The sequence below is a fragment of the Mesorhizobium sp. WSM3864 genome, assembly GCF_002294955.1.
In the GTDB taxonomy this organism is placed as follows: domain Bacteria; phylum Pseudomonadota; class Alphaproteobacteria; order Rhizobiales; family Rhizobiaceae; genus Mesorhizobium.
Window position 1 is genome coordinate 329005 of sequence record NZ_NSGD01000002.1, and the last position, 20500, is coordinate 349504.

The 20500-nt window shown below is 65.0% G+C and carries 15 protein-coding genes and 1 tRNA gene; 4 read left to right on the forward strand and 12 right to left on the reverse strand.

Annotated features, from left to right (window positions below):
- The first annotated feature begins 86 nt into the window (after positions 1 to 86).
- Positions 87 to 163 (forward strand) — tRNA-Pro (locus CK215_RS05860).
- A gap of 140 nt (positions 164 to 303) precedes the next feature.
- On the opposite strand, the gene CK215_RS05865 is transcribed toward CK215_RS05860, so the two are convergent.
- The 6 genes from CK215_RS05865 to CK215_RS05890 form a co-directional block, all read right to left on the reverse strand.
- A complete protein-coding gene (locus CK215_RS05865) occupies positions 304 to 2094 on the reverse strand; it encodes an alpha/beta fold hydrolase (RefSeq protein ID WP_095830379.1) in 1791 nt (596 codons plus the stop codon).
- The gene (locus CK215_RS05870) at positions 2091 to 4628 is read right to left on the reverse strand and encodes a glycoside hydrolase family 2 protein (protein WP_245418615.1); all 2538 of its coding nucleotides are present in this window, start codon (positions 4626 to 4628) and stop codon (positions 2091 to 2093) included. Before CK215_RS05870 ends, CK215_RS05865 begins: the two co-directional genes overlap by 4 nt.
- Before the next feature lie 37 nt (positions 4629 to 4665).
- A complete protein-coding gene (locus tag CK215_RS05875; RefSeq protein WP_095830380.1) occupies positions 4666 to 5664 on the reverse strand; it encodes a DUF1839 family protein in 999 nt (332 codons plus the stop codon).
- 1 nt (position 5665) lies between these two features.
- Positions 5666 to 6589 (reverse strand): amino acid--[acyl-carrier-protein] ligase, encoded by a 924-nt coding sequence (locus CK215_RS05880; RefSeq protein WP_095830381.1) that lies wholly within the window; start codon positions 6587 to 6589, stop codon positions 5666 to 5668.
- 1 nt (position 6590) lies between these two features.
- Positions 6591 to 7730, reverse strand: a complete 1140-nt coding sequence (locus CK215_RS05885) for an acyl-CoA dehydrogenase family protein (protein ID WP_095830592.1) — start codon at positions 7728 to 7730, stop codon at positions 6591 to 6593.
- Positions 7731 to 7798: 68 nt separating this feature from the next.
- Complete coding sequence (locus CK215_RS05890) at positions 7799 to 8044, reverse strand: acyl carrier protein (protein ID WP_066997751.1); 246 nt, start codon at positions 8042 to 8044, stop codon at positions 7799 to 7801.
- Between the two features lie 351 nt (positions 8045 to 8395).
- Between CK215_RS05890 and CK215_RS05895 the strand changes: the two genes are divergently transcribed.
- A complete protein-coding gene (locus CK215_RS05895; RefSeq protein ID WP_095830382.1) occupies positions 8396 to 8719 on the forward strand; it encodes a hypothetical protein in 324 nt (107 codons plus the stop codon).
- A gap of 27 nt (positions 8720 to 8746) precedes the next feature.
- Here CK215_RS05895 and CK215_RS05900 read toward each other — a convergent pair whose 3' ends face one another.
- The 4 genes from CK215_RS05900 to CK215_RS05915 form a co-directional block, all read right to left on the reverse strand.
- A complete protein-coding gene (locus tag CK215_RS05900; RefSeq protein ID WP_095800339.1) occupies positions 8747 to 10363 on the reverse strand; it encodes an ABC transporter ATP-binding protein in 1617 nt (538 codons plus the stop codon).
- Positions 10364 to 10380: 17 nt separating this feature from the next.
- On the reverse strand, positions 10381 to 11505 hold the full coding sequence (locus tag CK215_RS05905) for an ABC transporter permease subunit (RefSeq protein ID WP_095830383.1): 1125 nt from the start codon (positions 11503 to 11505) through the stop codon (positions 10381 to 10383).
- Positions 11498 to 12421, reverse strand: a complete 924-nt coding sequence (locus tag CK215_RS05910; protein WP_095830384.1) for an ABC transporter permease subunit — start codon at positions 12419 to 12421, stop codon at positions 11498 to 11500. The genes CK215_RS05905 and CK215_RS05910 overlap by 8 nt, the downstream gene beginning before the upstream one ends.
- 174 nt (positions 12422 to 12595) lie before the next feature.
- Positions 12596 to 14188 carry a peptide ABC transporter substrate-binding protein gene (locus tag CK215_RS05915; RefSeq protein WP_095777925.1) on the reverse strand — a complete coding sequence of 531 codons (1593 nt, stop codon included), beginning with the start codon at positions 14186 to 14188 and terminating at the stop codon, positions 12596 to 12598.
- A 291-nt stretch (positions 14189 to 14479) separates the two neighbouring features.
- Here CK215_RS05915 and CK215_RS05920 point away from each other — a divergent pair, with 291 nt between their 5' ends.
- Positions 14480 to 14926, forward strand: coding sequence for a TadE/TadG family type IV pilus assembly protein (locus CK215_RS05920; protein ID WP_095830385.1), 447 nt, complete (start codon positions 14480 to 14482; stop codon positions 14924 to 14926).
- Positions 14927 to 14949: 23 nt separating this feature from the next.
- Entirely contained in the window at positions 14950 to 16743 is a 1794-nt protein-coding gene (locus CK215_RS05925; protein ID WP_348628585.1) for a pilus assembly protein TadG-related protein, read from the forward strand.
- Between the two features lie 6 nt (positions 16744 to 16749).
- Here CK215_RS05925 and CK215_RS05930 read toward each other — a convergent pair whose 3' ends face one another.
- Entirely contained in the window at positions 16750 to 18393 is a 1644-nt protein-coding gene (locus CK215_RS05930; RefSeq protein WP_095830387.1) for an alpha-glucosidase family protein, read from the reverse strand.
- The gene (glgX, locus tag CK215_RS05935) at positions 18393 to 20393 is read right to left on the reverse strand and encodes a glycogen debranching protein GlgX (RefSeq protein WP_095830388.1); all 2001 of its coding nucleotides are present in this window, start codon (positions 20391 to 20393) and stop codon (positions 18393 to 18395) included. The genes CK215_RS05930 and glgX overlap by 1 nt, the downstream gene beginning before the upstream one ends.
- Positions 20394 to 20500 lie beyond the last annotated feature (107 nt).

The window sequence follows — 20500 nt, forward strand, 5'->3', positions numbered from 1 at the left end:
GGTGAAAGCCGAGAAATGCGACACAAGTGCAGCCATTGACGCTTGCAGGATCGGAAAGTGGCGGCTATAAGCCCGCCGTCTGGTCACGGAGTGTAGCGCAGTCTGGTAGCGCACATCGTTCGGGACGATGGGGTCGCAGGTTCAAATCCTGCCACTCCGACCAGAACGAAATCTCCCGAAAGTCTTTAGTTTCCCTGATTATTCAAACCTTTCGGCTTCGCGCAGAGAACCGTATCGCTGCGTGACGCTTCAAGACGCGACGCGCTTGCCGCATGTCAATACTCAAGCCGAACTGATGATCCCCTACGGCGCCAGGAAGGAAGGGCTTGCCGTCGCGCGCACCGGCTCGGAACGAGCATAACCGTCACGCCTGATGCCGCCATGGTCGATCAGGCGAGCGATCACGGCGCGCCGTGCGTGATACGGCGTCAGCGTGTGGTCGGCATTCGGCAGCGAGACCCTGGTCACGCCGCGAATGCTATCGAGCCGCTCTTCCTCCGAGCCAAAATGGCGGGCGATCTCCTTCAGGCTCAGATCGCCTTCCGAGGTTACCAGGAGGACCCGCACGCCGCGGCCGCATAGGTCGCGCATCCAGCGTTCCACCCGCCGCTGTCCAAGCAGCGCGGCCGGATGCAGCATCGACAATGTGGACTTGATCGCCTCCAGCCCGCGCCGGACGATCAGCCGGGCGCATCGCGAAGCGATCCCGCGCCATGCGGCGTCGGCCGGCTCGCGGCTCTCCTGCCTGGCGGCAGCGTTCTGCCCGAGCACGGCCTTGGACGTCTCGTAAGTCTTCCAGACCGCCATCTCCAGCGCGTAGGAACTGTTCCAGGCGAAGCAGAGCGGGTTGACCATGGTCAGCATCCGTACCCGCCGATCGGCCCGCGCGGCGTGAAAAGCCTGAAATGCGCCGGCGCAGGTGCCGACCAGGCTGACCCCGGGGTAGCCGGCTCGCTCCATCCAGTTGATCGCACGACTTACATCATGGCGCGTGCGCCGGTCATAAAGGAACAGGCGCCCTTCCTCGGTCGGATCGCTGAGGCCAAGTCCGGGCAGGTCGACGCGCAGCGAGGCTACGCCTTCCGCCGCCAGAGCTCGCGCCGCTTCCACCGTGCCGCGCGCCCAGCCGACATGCGGCACGCCACCGGCATTGAGGAAGATCACCGGCTCAGCCTCGGTCTGGCGTTCGCGCGGTCGGCAAAGCACACCGCAGATCATCGGCGCCGGTCCAATCAGCACCGGGCTTTCCGTGTAATGCGGACCGTCCAGTATCTCCGACGCAGCGCGCGGCATGGCCTTTCCCGCTGCCGCTTCGCCGGTCTGGTCGGCGATCCAGGCGGCGCAGCGATCTAGAGCGGCGGCCGGAATCCGGTTGGCGGTCGGGTCGCACATCAAGAGAGGATAGCCATCGAACTCGGCCGTCGCGATTTCCGCAGCGCCAGCCGTGTCGCCGCGCACCTCTTCCGCAGCCAGCGGCTTGCCGTTTGTAAGCACCAGCATCGGCAGGGATGGAAGGCCAGCCGCGGCATGCCGCCAATCGAGCGCCGAGAGATCAGCCAGCGTTTCATGCGAAATTCGGAAGCCGGCGGCCTCGCGCCCCTCGGTGAAAACCCCTTCGCCCGCCGAGCGGCTGGCCAGCGGCGCGTCGATCATGCGCGACATGGCTGTGATCTCGCGAACATAGGCCTTGCCGGAGGACGGCGGCGCGAGCAGCACGAGACCCGCCACGTCGTCGCGTCCGGCCGCCGCCAGCGGGGCCAGCAGGGCACCAAGCCGGAAGCCGACCAAAATGACGTCCGCCACGCCGCAATCCTGCCTCAGCCGATCGATCGCCGCGCCTATGCTCGCCGTCCACCGTTGCACCTGACCGGGCGTTGAATGGTCCCCGGCGGCATTGCCGCAGCCGGGATAGTCGAATTGCAGCGCCGGCAGACCGTTTTCGGCCAGCTTGTCAGCCAGAAGCCGCAGGAAACGCCGGCTGCACAGGTCCTCGTGGCCATGCGCCCCGGCGATCACGACACCCCGGCCGCGCCGCCCGGTGCCCCTGCCTCCATGAAGCCAGCCGATCGTGTCGGCGAAGACGACCCCCTTCATGCCACGCTCCCGGCAGGCCGCAACGACTGCATGCTCTCCACCCTGGTCTCTACAGTGTCGGCTTGCGGCGCATCGTAGGCCACCTCGCGATCGCCATTCAGCGCCGTCACGACGCCGGCCGGAGTGGCATAGGCCGGCCCATCCAGGCCAATTTCCTTCACCGCGCCCGGCATCAGGTGGAAGCCGTTCTCGCGCGGGAAAAACAGCCCATCCTTGATGGCGACGTGATAGGCGGCGCGTCTGCAGGCGAGCCGCAGGCGCCAGCCGTCTCGTCCGCGCATCAGCCCTGCCGACAGGCCGACATCGCGTCGCGTGGTCATGACGCCGGGAAGCACATGAAAGGCTTCGGCCAGGATCTCGCCGTCGTGGCCTTCCAGCCTTGCCACGGTTACCTCGTGCCCCGCCGGACCGAAGCGATAGGCGTAAGACAGATCAAAGAAGGCGCCAAGCAGCGAGAATGCCGACAGCGACTGCGCCCCGCGCGCCTGCAGAGTGACCGGCCGGCGCGCCGCCACCACCGGGGTGACGCCGTCGCGCAGGCAGGCAAGCGATAGCGTCGCCTCGACTGCCCTTGCCGTGTCATTGACGAGATGGGCGCTCAGCCCGTTGACGCCCTCATCGCTCAGCGTCAGCCGGAGCGGCGCGAAGGCGCGTCTCAGCGCATGCCAGACCGATTTCGGCCGAGCGGCAGAATCGACGACGCCCCACCCTGCTCCCGGGAGCAGATCCTTCCAGAAGAACACCAGCGCGCCCGCCGTCGGGGAGGCCGGTCTGCGCCATTCATCGATCGTGCGCTCAACCACCTCGGCAATGACGGCGCGCGAGAGGTCGAGGTAGCGCGCTGGATCCTCCATGCGCAGCCGGCGAGCGTCGACGCCGAACAGCGTCTCCAGATAATGCTCGCGCACGTCCTCGAAATCCCACGACGCACCTGCATCGCGCGGCACGCCGGCCTTCCAGCGCGGGTCGTGGCCGGGCGGAACGGGCAGATGCTCATCGAGCGTCGCCTGTTCCGGCACGTTGGCGAAGGCGAGGCATTCGCTGGCGAAACGCACCTCCGCGCGGCGCGCGTCCTCCAGCGGCCGGCAATAGGCGCCGACGCCATAGTAGTGCGTCGGGCCGCCATCCGCGGCAAAGGGCAGGCTGCCGCCGGAGGGCGAGGAGGACGCGAGCGCCAGATCGGGCAGGATCGCCTGCGCGGCCGGACGCACGACATCGTCGAACCAGGGTGTCGGATCCATCGCCACCGGCATGCCGAGCATCGCGGCCTGCTGCGCCACCTCGCTGCCGCCGCACAGCACCGCCAGCGACGGCGAATGCCGAAGCCGCCTCAACAGGTTCTCCACCTCGCGCGACAGCGCCGCCCGCCAGGCCTCGCTCTTCGCCGGATAGTCGAAATTGGCGAGCATCAGGTCCTGCCAGACCAGAACGCCCATCTCGTCGCACAGCTCGTGGAAGGCATCGCTTTCATAAGCGAAGGTGCCGCCGACCCGCAGCATGTTGACGCCGGCTTGGCGCACGAGATCGAGGTCGGGCTGGATTTCGCCTCGCTCGCAGGGCAGTCGCACGGGATCGGAGGGCGTCCAGACCGCGCCGCGGCAGAACACCGGCACGCCGTTGACGACCAGGCGAAAATCGCGTCCGTCGGCGCCGCGATCGATCTCGATGCGGCGGAATCCGACCCGGCCCAGCCGGCTGCGCACCGTGCCGAGCGTCGCCATCACTTCGTGCAGCGCCGGCTCGCCATGACTGTTCGGCCACCATGGGGCGACATCGGCAATGGCCAATTCCGCCGTCAGCCGGGTGGGTGTCTCGAACTTGAGGGGCCCGCGCACTCCGGCACAGCTGACATGCGCCGTTTGCGCATTGTCGAAGGGTTCGGCGAGGGTGATCGCAACGGCAAGATGCCCGGTCGTGCCGTCGAGCCTGGCGCGCATGTCGGCATCGAGGATGCGCTGCCCGCCATTTTCGTGGATCAGCTTGACGGGACGCCACGGCCCGACGACATCGAAGCTCGGGCACCAGCCCGGCATATGGCCGATCAGGGTCGTGCGCACCAGCCGCAGCCGCTGATCGTCGATCATGCGAGGGCGCCAGCGGGCGCGCGGACCGATCGCCGTTTCCAGATGGCGGTCGAGACTGCGAAAGACGATGGCGAGCTGCTCGCCCCCTGAAAGGCTTGCCGCAGCCTCATGGCGCTCGAACATCGAGGTCGAGGTGAGCAGCAGCCGCTCGCCAAGCCAGACCTCGGCGACAGTCGCCAGCCCCTCGAACACCAGCCGCACCGGGCCGGTCGCGTCGAGCCTGCGGGTGTACCAGACATCGCGGTCGTGCAGCCGGGTTGGCTGCTTGCGGTCCCAGCGGCCATGCTTTTCCAGCGTGGCGGCCGCCGTGCTGGGGCAGGCCGCGTCCAGCCATTCGGCATTTGCGTCGATGTCATTCGGCGAAGCCCAGGCACCGGCCGCCGAGATGGCCATCCGCCAACCCCGATCCGGCAATCCGGCAGTGCCGGCGATCGACATCGTGGCGTCCATTCCCCCACCCATCATCAAATGCGCCTCGGCCGGCCCGCTAGGCCACCTTGGAGGCGACACCGGCCATGCGGGCGTCCAGCACGTTCATCACCGTTTCGTAGGCCTGCGCCATCGGCGCAATTGCTTCGGTCAAGCCGTCGAAGCGCTGCCGCGCCATCGCGCGGGCGAGCTTGAACTGCATGACCTTGGCGCCCTCGGCAATGTTGCCGGCGGCTTGCACCGCCTCTGCCAGGCAGGTTTCGCCGTGCTGCCCCAGCCATTCGAGATGACTGCCAAGAAGTTCGAAATTCGCGCCGACCTGCCGCAGCGTGTTGAAGGCATAGGTGTGGAAATAGGTAGGCGACTTCGTCGCCAGCCTTTCAGCGTGGCGGCCGAACGCGGCCGCATAGGCGCCGAGCGGATTGCGCTTCGGCCGCCGCTTCAGGTGATGCGCGAGCAGTGCCGCCGCGGTCCCGACCGCGTCGCGGGCCGGGCGCGTGGCGTCGAGCTTCACGAATTCCGCGTAAGGAAACAGCGGCAGGTCGCCTGCCGACACACCATCCCCTTGGCCGAAGATGCCGTCATAGTCTTGGCCCTCGAGCGCGAAGTAGCCGTCATTGTGGAAGTAGCGCATCTGCCGCGCCTCGGGATCGAGCGCATTGATGCCGACCGTGGTCTTGGAATGGCCGTTGCGGTAGGTGATGCCTTTGGTGTCGGGCAGGTAGAAGGCATCGACCTCGACTAGCGGCAGCCGGCCGAGCTCGACTTGCGTCAGCACATGCGTCTCCAGCCGGTCGAAGACCGCCAGCTCCTGGATGTCCAGCCCCGCCAGCCTCTGCAGGTCGGCGGTCGGGAACTTGAAGAACGTGAACTGATCACCTTCGAAATCCTGCGCCGCGGTGAAACCGAGCGCTGCGACCGGATCGTGCCCGGTCGCGTGCAGAACCTCGATCAGGAGATCCACGTAGCAGTTGGTCTGCGGCCAGCGCCTTTGCGGATCGTGCAGCCAGTGCGGCCGGTAGCTGGCCGGATCGAGGCCGGCGATCGCTCTCAGCATCTCACACGCCCCACAGCACGTCGCGGACCGCCGCCGGCCAGGCTTCCGTGTCCGGCCCGTGGTGGCGGAACAGCGCCAGCGCCACGCGCTCCAGCCCGAAGCCGACGCAGGCCGAATGGCAGAACTCCCCGTAGGCGAACTTCAGGCCCCAGGTCTGGCCAAAATGGTCCTGGTGATAATTGAAGCTCAAGCAGGCGGTCGGCTTCTCGATGCTGGTCACCGGAATCAGCAGCTCGAATTTCAAGCCCTGATCGCGCTGGTTGTTGGCCATCATCCTGCCGCCTCGGCCGAAGAACGGATCGTTGGCAAGATCGACCTCGCAGGGCAGGTCGAGCGACTCGATCATGGCCCTGCCGCGCTTCAGCCAGCTTTCGCGGAACGAGCGCACCTGCTCGGCCGTACCGATCTTGACGAACTCGCGCATGCGGAAGAGCTGCATGCGCGCCGGGTCTTTCGACGGCTCGTGGCGGAAGCAGTAGGAGGAGAGCTCGAAAAGCAAGCCCTGCGCCGGCACCGGGCCGCGCGCGGCGATGGTGGGATAGAGCGGATAACAGGCGGCGGGTGTCAGCGCGAGGTCCGTCGCCTTCTGCAGCTCTGTCCAGTCTCCGCCGTCAGCCATCATGCCGAGCAGCTGCGCATGCTCCCGCTCGCCGCCCATGAAGGAATGCACGCAGCCGGCAAGCTGCGGAAAGCTCTTCATGTAGCCGCTCTTCTCCAGCGTCGCGCGGCTCATGCCCGGCGGAAAATGGATGCGGGTGGCCTTGTCGGGCGCGCCGAGGCGGCTGACGAGACGCTCGAACCGCTCGATCACGTCCTCGAATGCGCCCGAACGGCCATAAAGGCCGTCGACGCCGGATTCGAACAGGATGCCGTTCTCGAACAGGCTGTCCAGCAGCGACTTGGAGTCGAATGTCTTGGCGTCCATCTCAGCTCCCCAGGCCGGTGTCGAAGCGGCTCATCAGCATGAGCGTCGCGGTATTGGAAAGGATGCGGTCGTTGGAGATCATCACCGGCGCCGAGGTCACATCGCGCAGGTGCCGGCCGACGCTGAACGGGGTACCGTTCTTGTAGCCAAGAATGCCGTTGACCAGCATGGCGAGACGCACCACGGCGCCGGCCTTCTCGCTGGCCGCGACCTTCAGCGCGTTGATCTCGGCGGCGAAGCCGATCGAAGACAGCGCGTCGTCGTCGCCCGCGGCCGCTTCGAAGCGGTGGATGGCGGCCGCAAGGTGGCCTTTCATCTCCTGCAAAAGGGCGGCTGCTTCGGCCAGCCTCAGCGCGCCCGGCGGCATGGAGTCGGGCTGCTTGCGCGCCGCCGCCTTGACGAAGGCCTGCGCCCGATTGAAGGCGTCGGCGGTGATGCCGAACCAGGTCGCCGCCCAGAAGATGTGCGAGCTGGCCAGCATCGACTGCGCCGCGATCTCGGAGAACGGCTTCGGGAATATCTGCGCCGCGTCACCCGTGGCGACCAGATGAAAGCCGTCGGAGCAGGTGCCGCGCATGCCGAGCGTGTCCCACACCGACGTGCGCTCAAGCGTGCGGTTGGCATCGGCCGGGATCACCACCATCACCTGATCGGAGCTGGCCGCATCAGGGGCGCGACGCGCCGTGGCGAGGATGGCGTCGGCATAGTTGCCATAGGAGATGACGGTGGCTTCCTTGGTCAGCGCGAAGCGCCCGCCGGCGACCTCGACCGCACAGATCGAATTGCGCAAATTGCCGCCGATGCCGGCCTCCGTCGTCGCCGAAGCCATCAAAAGCTGCTCGTCGGCGATGCGCCGCATATAGGCGCGGTGCCAGTCGCTGGCGCCTCCGTGGGTGACGAAGCTCGACGTCTTGATCTGATGCATGGCATAGATCATCGCGCTCGAGCCGCAGGCCTGGCCGAGCTGCACGATGAGGTCGGCGATCTGCATCGTGCCAAGCCCCTCGCCGCCATGCTCGATCGGGATCGCCACGCCGAGCAGGCGCTCGCGCTTCAGCGCCTCGATCGTCTCCGCCGGGAAACGCCCCTCCTTGTCGACGGGGTCGGCATGGCCGGCGGCGATCTCGGCGACGCGGCGCATGCGCTCGGTCGCGGCTTCGGGCGCCTCCGCGAGCGAGGCCGCCTCTATCTTTCTCAACACGTTCATGGCTACGCCGCCTTGCGCGTCAACTGCGAAACCGCATCCGCGATGCTGGCCAGCGAAGAGAAGGTGCGCCGCGTCAGCATCGTCTCGGGGAATTCGATGTCGAACTCCTCTTCGAGCGCCAGCATCATCTGCACTGAGGCGAAGGAGGTCAGCCCCGCGTCATAGAGATTGGCGTCGTCGGCGAGCGCGCCGAAATTCAGCGGAATCATCGGATGCTGCTCGAGCAGCGAGCGTATCTGGTCAATCATGGAGGCCCCACCTTGCGTTGTGCAGCCGGCAATATCGCAGACGCAACGCAACCGTGGCGTTAACGCCGCAGAGCAGTTTCAACCATGCCTAAGGATCGGTAACGGACCGCAATACAATTTTACGGCTCTCGATTCGGAGGGGCCTCTGTCCGGGATTTTTTGTGGCTGCGTGTCCGCATCGATATCACGCCACGGCCCCTCCGCCGCCGCCGCGACCTGGCAAAAGCCTGCCGTCAATCAATCGATCAGATAAATGGTCGACAATGGGCCCTCACTTTGGCCTAATGGTTGCCGCTATCCCATTCGAGAGCTGCTGGACGATTTTTGGAACGGCGAGACCGGGGTAAGAGTATGAAGTTCACGCTGCGGGCTCTCTTGCCGTTGACCTTGATCGCAGGCTGCTCGTCGAGTGTTGCGTCGATCAATCCGGCGAAATACGACGGGATGAGCTGCGCCGAGCTCAACAGCGCGCTCGGCGACACCGCCACCGATATTTCGCGGACCGCAATCAGCCGCGGCAAGGTCGCCAATACCAGCGTGCCGACTTGGCTGCTCGGCGGCGAGCGCGTGAAGACGGTCGTGGCCAATCGCGATACCGCCAGGATCGAGCGGCTGCAGCAACAGCAGCAGGCGATCATCGCTGCCAGGAAGAGCCGCTGCTCGTCCTCGCAGTGAGCAGGGCGTCGCCGAGCGGCGGAAATCTCAAGCGCTGATGCGGAACCTGGTCGTATCGATCGCCGCCTTCATCAGTGTCTGCGTGTAGGCTTCGCGCGGATTGCCGAAAATCTCCTCGGCCGGCCCTTCCTCGACGATCTTTCCCTGCTTCATGACGATGATGTAGTCGGCCATGGCGCGCACCACTGCGAGGTCGTGGCTGATGAAGAGGTAGGACAGTCCGTGGTCCGACTGCAGCTTGCGCAATAGCTCGACGATCTGCTTCTGCACCGAGCGGTCGAGCGCCGAGGTCGGCTCATCAAGCACCACCACTTTCGGCTTCAGGATCATAGCGCGGGCAATGGCGATGCGCTGGCGCTGGCCGCCGGAGAACTCATGCGGGTAGCGGTTGCGCGCGTTGGGGTCGAGGCCGACCTCGCGCAACGCCTCGACGGCACGCTGGTCGCGCTGCTTGCCCGTCAGCGAAGGCTCGTGCACCAAAAGCCCTTCGGTGATGACCTGGCCAACCGTCATGCGCGGCGACAGCGAGCCGAACGGATCCTGGAAGACGAGCTGCAATTCGCGCCGCAGCGGCCGCATCGCGTGGCGGTCGGCCTCTGAGATGTCGCGGTCGCCAAAGCGGATGACGCCGTCGCTGGGGAGCAGCCGCAGCAGCGCGCGGCCGAGCGTCGATTTGCCGGAGCCGGACTCGCCGACGATGCCGATCGTCTGGTTGCGCTTCAGCCGGATCGATATCTTGTCGACGGCCCGCAACATCAGCGGCTCGCCGCCGAGAAAACCACCGCCGATCTTGAAGACGACCTCGACGTTGCGGCCTTCGAGCAACACGGGCGAATTGGCGGGCGCGGCCGCCTTGGTGCCGGTCGGCTCGGCGGCGAGCAGCATCTTGGTGTAGGCGTGCTGCGGATTGGCGAAAAGCGCTTCCGCCTCGCCCTCTTCCACCACCTCGCCCTGGCGCATGACATAGACGCGGTCGGCGAAACGGCGGACGATGCCGAGATCATGGGTGATGAAGACGATCGCCATGCCGAGCTTGCGCTGCAGTTCGGCAAGCAGCATCAGGATCTGCGCCTGAATGGTGACGTCCAGCGCCGTCGTCGGCTCGTCGGCGATCAGAATATCGGGATCGTTCGCCAAAGCCATCGCGATCATGACGCGCTGGCGCTGGCCGCCCGACATTTCGTGCGGATAGGATTTCATCCGCCGCTCGGGATCGGGGATGTGCACCAGTCTCAACAGCTTCAGCGCCTCTTCACGCGCGGCCTGGGCGCTCAGGCCGCGATGGCGGCGGATCGGCTCGATGAGCTGGTTGCCGATGGTGTAGAGCGGATCGAGCGAGGTCATCGGCTCCTGGAAGATCATGCTGATCTTGCGGCCGCGAACCTTGTTGAGCTCGCTCTTGGTCATCTCCAGGAGGTTGCGGCCGCGGTAGTCGACCTGGCCGGTCGCTTCGCCATTGGAGGAAAGCAGGCTCATCGCGGCCATCATCGTCTGGCTCTTGCCGGATCCGGATTCGCCGACGACGGCGACGGTCTCGCCGGCATTGACCTTTATGCTGATGCCCTTCACCGCCTCGACGGTGCCGTCGAGGGTCTGGAAGCGGACGCGCAGGTCCTTGACGCTGAGGATCGTTTCGGAAGCCATGTCAGCGATCCCCATCCTTATCGATCTTTGGGGTCGAGCGCGTCGCGCAGGCCGTCGCCGACAAAGTTCAGCGCGAACAGCGTCGAAACGAGGAAGAAGGCCGGGAACAACAGCAGCCAGTTGGCATAGCCGATGTTCTTGGCACCGACCGAAATCAGCACGCCCCAACTGGTCATCGGCTCCTGCACGCCAAGCCCGAGGAAGGACAGGAAGCTTTCCAGGATGATGACCTGCGGCACCAGCAGCGTCATGTAGATCACCACCGGCCCGAGCAGGTTGGGGATGACGTGGCGCACGAGGATGCCGCGCTGGCCGACGCCCATCGCTTCCGCCGCCTGAACGTATTCTTGCCTGCGGATCGACAGCGCCTGGCCGCGCACGATGCGCGCCATGTCGAGCCACAGCACCGCCCCTACCGCCAGGAACATCAGCACGAAGTTGCGGCCGAAGAACACCACCAGCATGATGACGAAGAAGATGAAGGGCAGCGAGTAAAGCACGTCGACGATGCGCATCATCACCTCGTCGACCCTGCCGCCGGCAAAGCCGGCCGTCGCGCCGTAGATCACGCCGATGACGCCGGCGACGACACCGGCAAGCAGGCCGATCGCGAGCGATATGCGCCCGGCCATCAGCGTGCGAGACAACAGATCGCGCCCGGTGTTGTCGGTGCCGAAGAAGAAATATTGCTGCTTGACGGCCGAGCTCATGGTCATCTCGAGCCCATCGGGCGACTTGCTCTCGATCTTCGTGTCGTCGAAGGCGTCGGAGCGGTCGAGATAGCGGATATTGCGATCGTCGACCGGCTTCTTGGAGGTGACGGTGACGACGACGCGGCTGCCGTCCTGGTGCCACTCCTTGATGTCGACGCGCATGCGTTTGATCGCGTCGCTCAACGCGCCCTGGATCATGTCGGGCTTTGGATAGGCCGACAGGCTCGGCGGCGTGCGCACATAGTCGCCGTAGATGGTCGTGTATTCATGCGGCACGACCATAGGGCCAAATACGCTGGTGACGGCAATGAATGCCAGATAGTAGAGGCTGAACATGGCGGCGCGGTTGCGCTTCAGCCGCGCCCAGGCATTGCCCCAGAGCGAGCGGCCGACGATCGGCTCCGGAGCGGCTACGGCAAGCTCAGTCATAGCGCACCCTCGGATCGACGACCGCATAGAGAAGATCGACGATCAGGTTGAAAACGATGGTGAAGAGCGCGATCACCACCACGGTTCCCATGACCAGCGTGTAGTCGCGGTTGAGCGCGGCGTCGACGAAGTAGCGGCCGACGCCTGGAATGGAGAAGATGGTCTCGACGATGATCGAGCCGGTGAGCAGCGCCGCCGCCGCCGGACCGGTGAAGGAGACGATCGGCAGCACGGCGCCGCGCAACGCGTGCTTGACCACCACCGACCAGTCGGAGAGGCCGAGCGCGCGGGCGGTGCGGATGTGGTGCGAGCGCAGGCTCTCGATCATCGAGCCGCGCATCAGGCGGGCGACGATGGCGATCTGCGGCAGGGCGAGCGTCAGCACCGGCCCGACCTTGTTGATTAGGGCGCCGTCGCCCCAGCCGCCGATCGGCAACAGCTTCCAGGAAAGCCCGAAGACGAGCTGGATCACCGGCGCGGTGACGAAGGTGGGGATGGTGCTGCCGGCGGTGGCTAAGGCGATCACCGAATAGTCGACTATTTTATTTTGGTTGAGCGCCGCGATCGTGCCGAGGATCGAGCCCAGCAGCAGCGCCAGCACCAGCGCCGAGGTACCGATCTGCACCGAGATCGGCAGGCCCTTGGCGAAGAGTTCGGTGACGGTGAAATCCGGCAGGTTGTAGCTCGGTCCGAAACTGCCGCGCAAAAGATTGCCGAGATAGTGGAGATATTGCAGCCAGAGCGGATCGTCGAGGCCGAACTGGGCTTCGAGATTGGCCCTGATCTCGGGGCTCAAGCCCCGCTCCTGGTTGAACGGGCCGCCTGGCGCGACGCGGATCAGGAAGAACGCCACCGTCACGATGACGAACAGCGTCGGGATGGCGGTCAATAGCCGCCGGAAGACATAACGCAGCATCGGCGCCCCGCTTCAGCCAGGGCGACGGCTCTCCAGACGAGATCGTGGCGCGCTGGCATCTCTGATCTTCGCACCGCGATCGCCGAAAATCCAATGCGACTTTCGGCCCGGCACGACGACAGACCGCGGCCGCCGTTCCCTAAAAGAGAGCGGCGGCACGGCCAAGGTTCCTTGTCAGTCCTTGGAGATGAAGCGAGACGGATGAATGTCCATGACATTGTCCTCGAAGCCATGCAGCTTGGAGGAAACGATATCGTGGTAGCTGTAGTAGAGCAGCGGGATCTGGCCGACATCGTCGACAAGGATGCGCTCCGCTGCGGCGAGGTCCTTCATGCGCTCCTCAGGCTTGCCGCCGGCGGCGGCTGCCTTGTCCATGGCGGCTTCATAGGCAGGGCTGTTGTAGTTCGAGTAGTTGTTGCCGCTCGCCTTGCGCGAGATGCCGAGGAAGGTCTCCGGATCCTTGTAGTCGGCGATCCAGGCTGCGCGGGCGACGTCGTAGTTGCCCTTCTGCTCGAGGAAGCCATAGTGGGTCTTGGTGTCGGTGTTGAGCAGCGTCACCTCGATGCCGAGCGGCTTCAGCTGTTCCTGGATGGCGACCGCCGTGTTCTTGTGGTTCTCCGAGGTGTTGTAGCGGATCTCCATCTTCAACGGATGCTCGGGTGTATAGCCCAGCTTTTCCAGCACTTTCTTGGCCGCATCCTCGCGGTCGATCTGAGACATGTCGGCGTATTTTGCCAGTGCCGGCGTGTAGCCGTCGATGCCCGGAGGAACCATCGAATAGCCGGGCAGCATCGAGTTCTGCCAGACCTTCTCGGCGAGGAAGTCGCGATCGATCGCCATCGAGATGGCGTTGCGCAGCTCGACGTTGTCCCAAGGCGCCTTGTCGGTCTTGACCGCATAATAATAGGTGCCGAGATATGGCCCCACACGGATCTGGTCACCGAATTTGGTTTTGAGATCGGCGAGCTGTTCGGTCGGCAGGTCGCCATAGCTGTCGAGTTCGCCGGCCTCGAAGCGCTTCATCGCGGACGAGCGATCCTCGGTCGGGATGTAGTTGACCACGTCGAGCTTGACGCTCGCGGCGTCCCAGAACTTCGGGTTCTTGACCAGTTTCATGTGGTCGTTGGGAACCCACTCCGCCAGCGTATAGGCGCCGTTGGAGACCAGCTTGCCCGGTTTGATCCAGTCGGCGCCGAGCTTGTCGATCGAAGCCTTGTTGACCGGATAGGTCGCCTGGTGGGTCAGCATCTCCAGGAAGTAGGGCGTCGGAGCCTTCAGCGTGACTTGCAGGGTGTTGGCGTCGATCGCCTTCACGCCCATATCCTCGGCCTTGCCTTTCTTGGTGTTGAAGTCCTCGGCGCCTTTCACCGGATAGAGCATCGAGGCGTATTCTGCAGCGGTGGCCGGGTCTTCCAGCCGATGGAACGAGTAGACGAAGTCGTCCGCCGTCACCGGGCTGCCATCCGACCACAGGCCGTCCTTGCGCAGCTTGAAGGTGTAGACAGTGCCGTCGTCGGACACCGTCCAGCTTTCGGCGGCGCCCGGAATGAGGTTCGTCTTCGGGTCATGCATGACGAGGCCCTGGAACAGGTCGCGTATAATATCGGCCTCGTAGACGGTCGACGTCTTGTGCGGATCGACCGTCTCCGCCTCGGCAGCGGATCCGCGATTGTAGACGGTCTCGGCAAAGGCAGGCGTGTAGAAGGCACCGGTCGCCAAAGCCATCGTGGTGGCGAACACGGTCGCCTTCAGCAGGTTTTTCAGCATGAAGTTTCTCCCTTTGGGCGCGGCCCCTCAACCACGCCTTGAGTGTTGACGCCCCGGAACCGTCAACGGGTCCCTTTTTGAGCGCGCCGCCGGTTCCCTTCCGGCGGCTGGTGGCGGGAGACTAGACAGAGGAATATCTTATTTCAACTGCCCGCTGCTTGACGTTGAGTGAGCAGCGTTTCGCTAAAACAGCGATATCTAAAGCTTAGGCGTCCCGTTCAACTGTGTGCACCTTTCGGTTGTTCCAGCTGTTTTCTGTTTTTGCAAGCAGGTTTTGGCATTCTCCGGCCCATGCTGAAGGACCGAAATTTCCTTGCTCCTTGGTTCCGTTTCCGGACTGACGCCGCGGGCACGTCGGCGGTCGAATTCGCCATGCTGGCGCCGATCTTCATCCTGCTATTGCTCGGAATGGTTGCATACGGAATCTATTTCGGCGCCAGCCATTCGGTCCAGCAGATCGCCGCCGACGCGGCGCGAACGGCAATCGCCGGCCTCAACCAGACGGAGCGCCAGGCGCTGGTCACCGATTTCATCACCCATGACGTCGCGGGCTATGCTTTTGTCGACCCGAAAAAGCTGACGGTCGACGCCAAGGACAGTACCGTCGACGGCAGCCAGTTCATCGTTTCAGTCAGCTATGACGCGCGCGACCTGCCGATCTGGAGCCTGTTCCGGACGCTGCCGTTGCCGGGCACCACGATCCAGCGCCAGTCGACGATCCGGGTCGGAGGCATATGATGCGATACTCCGCGGGGAGAGTGATGGACGCTGCGCGACGGCTGATCGCCGATGGGCGCGCCAATTTCGCGGTTATGACCGCGCTCTGCACGCCAGTGGCGCTGACGCTGACGGCGTTCGCGATCGATGAGGGCTCGCTCTATAACGAACGCCGCGCCGCGCAGTCGATCGTCGACCTCGCCGCGATCACCGCCGCCGCCAACATCAACAAAGCCCAGCAAGCCGTACTGACGACGTTGAAGGACAACGGAATCACGTCCGTCGCCGTGCAGCAGCAGGGCACCAACATCGTGCCGACCGCCAGCAAGGCGGTTGTCGAGGTCGTGCCCGGACGCTATTCGGGGGTCAGTTCCATCGCGGCCGGCAGCCGCTTCGAAGCGGGCAAGCTGCCCTACAATGCCGTCCAGGTGTCGATGAAGAAGCTCGGCACGCTCTATTTCGCCGCTTCGGTGATGGCCCCGCCGGTGATCGGCACGAGAGCCACCGCAAGCGCCCAGCCCGCAGCAGCATTCTCGGTCGGATCGCGGCTCGCCAGCGTCAATGGCGGCGTCCTCAACGCGCTGCTCGGCGCGCTTCTGGGCGGCAACCTCTCGCTCAGCGTGATGGACTACAATTCGCTGATCTCGGCCGATGTCGACGTGCTCTCCTTCACCGATGCGCTGGCGACGCAGCTGCGTCTGACCGGTGTTACCTATTCGGACGTGCTCGGCTCGAAGGCAACGGTCGGCCAGATCGCCACCGCGATGGCCAACGTGCCCGGGCTCGACCGCACCGCCAAGCTCGCGCTGCAGACCATGGCCTCGAGCGCCACCAACTCGGTCAAGGTCCCGCTTGGCCATCTCGTCGACCTCGGCTCGGTAGGCAGTCTGGGGCTCGGACAGAAGCCCGCCGGGCTTTCGGTCAGCGCCAGCGCCATGAGCATGCTGAGCGCAGCCGCGGCGCTCGCCAACAGCACGAACCAGGTTACGGTCGACCTCGGGGCGACGATACCGGGACTGACATCGACGACGCTCCAGGTCGCCGTCGGCGAACCCATGCAATCGTCGCCATGGCTGGCGGTGGGAGAATTGGGCACGGTGGTGCGCACGGCGCAGACGCGCATCAAGCTCAATGCCAGCGTCGGGATTGGGAACGGGAACAACGGCAATGGCTTTGGCAACGGCACCGGAAATGGCACAGCCGGAATGAATTTGGGGGGCGGCGTCAAGCTGCTTGCCGTCAACCTGCCACTCAATATCGAGGTCGCCTATGCCGAAGCCAAGCTGACCGACATCAGCTGCCCGACCGGCCCCTCCAGCATCAAGGTCTCCATCGCCGCGCAGCCGGGCGTCGTCGCGGCCCATCTCGCCGACAGCAACGCCAGCGGCTTCGCGGATTTCGGCAAGCCGCAATCCTTCAGCGACGCCGACATCGCCGACGTCAGCCTCAAGATGATGCTGGCCAACCTCAATCTCCTGCAGATCAAGGGATCGTCGGCCTTCTCGGTCACCAACATGGCGCCGACGAATCTGACCTTCAGCGCCACTGAGATCGCCAACAAGGCTATCAAGACAGTGTCGACCAAGAACCTGACGCAGTCGCTCACCACCTCGCTGGTGAACAACCTCTCGCTGACGGTCAACGCGCTCGGCCTCGGCCTCGACGCGACCACGCTGCTCGGCACGGTGAAGCCGGCGGTGACGACGCTGCTCAATGGCGTCACCGCGCCGGTCGACAACCTCGTCTACAATGTGCTTGCGGTGCTTGGCGTGCATGTCGGCGAGGCCTATGTGCGGGTCACCGGCGCGACTTGCGGACGCTCGGTGCTGGTGCAGTAGCGACCGTCAGCCAATTCTCCCGACGAAGTACCCTACAGGCGGCAGCGCCAGCGCAGTTTCTCCGAGAACACCGCCAAGAACGCCGGCGACGTCTACGGCAAGAACCGTTATCTCGACATCGCTGATCTCGGCCGGCAGCGTCCAGTTCGCCGGCTCACCAGCGAAGTTGAAGACGCATAGCAAGTTCTCGTTTTCGCGCTGACGGATGAAAGCAAGCACATCGCCCTCCGCCCCTAGGAACCGGATCGAGCCGGCGATCAGCGCCGGATGGCGCTTGCGAAAAGCCAGCATCGAGCGATAGGCGGCAAGGACAGAACCGTCCTCGCCCCCCTGCACATCGACCGCGCGGGCGCGATGCGACGGCGGTACCGGCAGCCAGGGCTTACCCGCGGAGAAGCCACCAATTTCGGCCCCGGCCTCCCACACCATCGGGGTGCGGCAGCCGTCCCTGCCCCTCACGCCCGGCCAAAAACGGATGCCCAGCGGATCGCGCAGGTCCTCATAGGCAAGCTCAACTTCCTCCAGCCCAAGCTCCTCGCCCTGGTAGAGGCAGATCGAGCCGCGCAAGCAGGACAGCAGCGCGATCGCGAATTTCGCTACCGCATCAGGATTTTCGCCGGGCTGCGTCCAGCGGCTGACATGGCGCATGACGTCGTGGTTGGAGAAGGCCCAGCAGACCCAGCCGTCGGCAACCGCGTTCTCGAACGCCTCGACGCAGCCGCGCACATGGGCGGCCGAGAATTGCGGGCCGAGCAGGTCGAAAGTGTAGCACATCTGCAATTTGTCGCCGCCGGAGGTGTAGGCGGCGAGCGTCTGCAGCGAGCGCTCCTCGTCGCCCACTTCGCCGACGGCGGCACGGTCCGGATATTCGTCGAGCAACACGCGCAAGCGCTTCAGGAAATCGAGATTCTCGGGGCGCGTCTTGTCGAAGAGATGCTCCTGGAAGGCATAGGTGGTGGTGGCGACGTTGGTGCCGGCGACGCTTGAAGCCAGCGGCGGGTTGTCGCGCAGCCAGCGGTCGTGGACGTAGTAGTTCACGGTATCCAGCCGGAACCCGTCAACGCCGCGCTCCAGCCAGAAGCGCACGGTGTCAAGGACCGCATCCTGCACCTCCGGATCGTGGAAATTCAGATCCGGCTGCGAGGCGAGAAAATTGTGCATGTAGTATTGCCGGCGGGTGGCGTCCCACTCCCAGGCCGGCCCGCCGAACAGCGATTGCCAGTTGTTGGGCGCGCTGCCATCCGGCTTGGCGTCGGCCCAGACATACCAGTCCGCCTTGGCATTGTCGCGGCTGGCGCGGCTCTCGACAAACCATTCGTGCTTGTCGGACGAATGCGAGATCACCTGGTCGATGATGAGCTTGAGGCCAAGCCGGTGCGCCTCGGCGACCAGCGCGTCGAAATCCTCAAGTGTGCCGAACATCGGATCGACATCGCGATAGTCCGACACGTCATAGCCCATGTCGGCCATCGGCGACTTGAAGAAGGGCGAGAGCCAGACGGCGTCGACGCCGAGCGAAGCGACATGGGCAAGACGCGACGTTATTCCCTTGAGATCGCCGCTGCCGTCGCCGGTCGTATCCTGGAAGGAGCGCGGATAGATCTGGTAGATCACGCAGCCGCGCCACCATTCGGCATTGTCACCAGCCATTACGAACCCTTCCCGGCACGGGCCTTTCCGGCCGCCCTGCGCTCGATCATGAAATTGACGGTGCGGCCGGGCAGCGGCCGCGCAAGGTCGATCGCCCGCGTGTCGATCGCCGGACGCCACTCGTAGCCATGTCGCAGCGGCAAGGAGAAGACGCATTGGCGGCGGTCGCCATTGACCATGACGGCAAGGCGACCGCGCTGGCTATCGCCGAGGATCATGACGAGGCAGTGACGGCCGGGATCGTTCCAGTCGGCCTCGCCGAGCGGCACGCCGGTTTCGGTCAACCACTCGACGTCCGGGATTTCCATTCCGTCTGCAGCTTTGCCGGTCAGGAAATTCGTGTCGGATAACGGCGGAAAGGCACGGCGCAGTTGCGCAAGCGCTGCTGTGTACCGCTCCAGCGCCCGGTCGCGGCCGGCCCAGTCGAGCCAGGTGATGGCGTTGTCCTGCGCATAGGCGTTGTTGTTGCCCTTCTGTGTGCGGCCGAACTCGTCGCCGGCGGTCAGCATGATGGTGCCGCGCGAGGCAAAGAGCGTCGCAAGCAGCGCGCGCTGGTCATCGAAGCGGGCCTTGACGATTTCGGCGTCATCCGTCTCGCCCTCGACACCGTTGTTCCACGACAGATTGTCATTGTGGCCGTCGCGATTGTGCTCGCCATTGGCCGCATTGTGCTTCTTCTCATAGGCAACGATGTCGGCCAGCGTCATGCCGTCATGCGCGGCGATGAAATTGACGCTGCGGCTCACCGGCTGCCCCGCCCTGCCGAACACATCGGAGGAACCGGCAAGCCGCGTGGCTAAAGCGCCGATCGCGCCCGCGTCGCCGCGCCAGAATCGCCGGACGTCATCGCGATAGCGGTCGTTCCATTCGAGGTATGGCGGCCGGAAATTGCCGAGTTGGTAGCCGGTCGAGCCAATATCCCATGGCTCGGCGATCAGCACGCGGTCGGCGAGCATAGGGTCGCCGGCGATGGCTTCGAGAAGCGGCGCCTCCGGATCGAACGTGCCGTCAACGCGGCCGAGCACCGGCGCCAGATCGAAGCGGAAGCCGTCGACGCCGGCATGGCGGACGAAATGGCGCAGCGTATCGAGCACCATCCTCTGCACGACCGGGTGGTCGCAGGCGACGGTGTTGCCGGTGCCGGTGTCATTGGCCAGTCGGCCGTCCGGCATGTGCCGGTAATAGGTCCGGGCGTCGAGGCCGCGCAGCGACAGTGTCGGCCCGAGCCGGTCGCTTTCGCCGGTGTGGTTGAATACGAGGTCGAGGATCGTGCCGATACCCGCTTCACGCAGCGCCGCGACGGTATCGCGTAATTCGCTCCGGCCGTCCGGAGCCAGGCGGGGATCGAGCGCCATGAAGGTGACGGGGTTGTAGCCCCAGGCATTGTTTAGCCCCAGCGGCGGCAAATGGCGCTCGTCGATCGAGGCCGTGATCGGCATCAACTCGACGGCGGAAACGCCGAGACGCTTCAGATGCTCGACGACAGCCGGATGGGCAAGCGCCGCGATGGTGCCGCGCTGGGCCTCGGGGACGTCCGGATGCAGCCTGGTGAAGGAGCGGACGTTGAGTTCGTAAATCAGGCCGCCGGGCCGGAACAGCGGCGGCTGGGGCGGCTGCGGTTTGGGCAGGGAATGCGCAATTGCCTTTGGCATGAGCGAGGACGTGTCGGCGCCTTCATTGCGTTTGGCGGCCAGCCTCCAGTGATATTCGTATGGACGATCGACCTCGACGGCATACGGATCGATGAGAAGCTTGTTCGGATCGAACCAGAGGCCGCGCTCCGGCGCATAGTCGCCGTCGGCGCGAAAACCGTAACGCGTGCCGTTCCCAAGGCCGGGGACAAGGAGTGCATGCACGCCCTCGCCTTCCGGGTTGAGTTCCAGCCGGTCGATCTCGCGCGCGCCGCTGTCGTCGAAGAGCGAGACCCAAAGACGCCTGGCCGATGAGGACCAAACGGCAAAGCGGATGCCTTCAGGCGTGATGGTGGCGCCGAGGGTCATGCGGGCGTCTCCCCTTCTCCCCTTGTGGGAGAAGGTGGATCGGCGCGCAGCGCCGAGACGGACAAGGGGTGTTGGAAGGAATGAGGCGTCGATGTTCTGGACGCGGG

Bases quoted from the DNA above. Each gene is read 5' to 3' on its own strand.
- CK215_RS05920 (WP_095830385.1), top strand. From the start codon at position 14,480: ATGCTGAAGGACCGAAATTTCCTTGCTCCTTGGTTCCGTTTCCGGACT.
- CK215_RS05915 (WP_095777925.1), bottom strand. From the start codon at position 14,188: ATGCTGAAAAACCTGCTGAAGGCGACCGTGTTCGCCACCACGATGGCT.
- CK215_RS05885 (WP_095830592.1), bottom strand. From the start codon at position 7,730: ATGCGCCGCGTCGCCGAGATCGCCGCCGGCCATGCCGACCCCGTCGAC.
- CK215_RS05890 (WP_066997751.1), bottom strand. From the start codon at position 8,044: ATGATTGACCAGATACGCTCGCTGCTCGAGCAGCATCCGATGATTCCG.
- CK215_RS05900 (WP_095800339.1), bottom strand. From the start codon at position 10,363: ATGGCTTCCGAAACGATCCTCAGCGTCAAGGACCTGCGCGTCCGCTTC.
- CK215_RS05880 (WP_095830381.1), bottom strand. From the start codon at position 6,589: ATGGACGCCAAGACATTCGACTCCAAGTCGCTGCTGGACAGCCTGTTC.
- CK215_RS05925 (WP_348628585.1), top strand. From the start codon at position 14,950: ATGGACGCTGCGCGACGGCTGATCGCCGATGGGCGCGCCAATTTCGCG.
- CK215_RS05865 (WP_095830379.1), bottom strand. From the start codon at position 2,094: ATGAAGGGGGTCGTCTTCGCCGACACGATCGGCTGGCTTCATGGAGGC.
- glgX (WP_095830388.1), bottom strand. From the start codon at position 20,393: ATGACCCTCGGCGCCACCATCACGCCTGAAGGCATCCGCTTTGCCGTT.
- CK215_RS05875 (WP_095830380.1), bottom strand. From the start codon at position 5,664: ATGCTGAGAGCGATCGCCGGCCTCGATCCGGCCAGCTACCGGCCGCAC.
- CK215_RS05905 (WP_095830383.1), bottom strand. From the start codon at position 11,505: ATGACTGAGCTTGCCGTAGCCGCTCCGGAGCCGATCGTCGGCCGCTCG.
- CK215_RS05895 (WP_095830382.1), top strand. From the start codon at position 8,396: ATGAAGTTCACGCTGCGGGCTCTCTTGCCGTTGACCTTGATCGCAGGC.
- CK215_RS05930 (WP_095830387.1), bottom strand. From the start codon at position 18,393: ATGGCTGGTGACAATGCCGAATGGTGGCGCGGCTGCGTGATCTACCAG.
- CK215_RS05910 (WP_095830384.1), bottom strand. From the start codon at position 12,421: ATGCTGCGTTATGTCTTCCGGCGGCTATTGACCGCCATCCCGACGCTG.
- CK215_RS05870 (WP_245418615.1), bottom strand. From the start codon at position 4,628: ATGGACGCCACGATGTCGATCGCCGGCACTGCCGGATTGCCGGATCGG.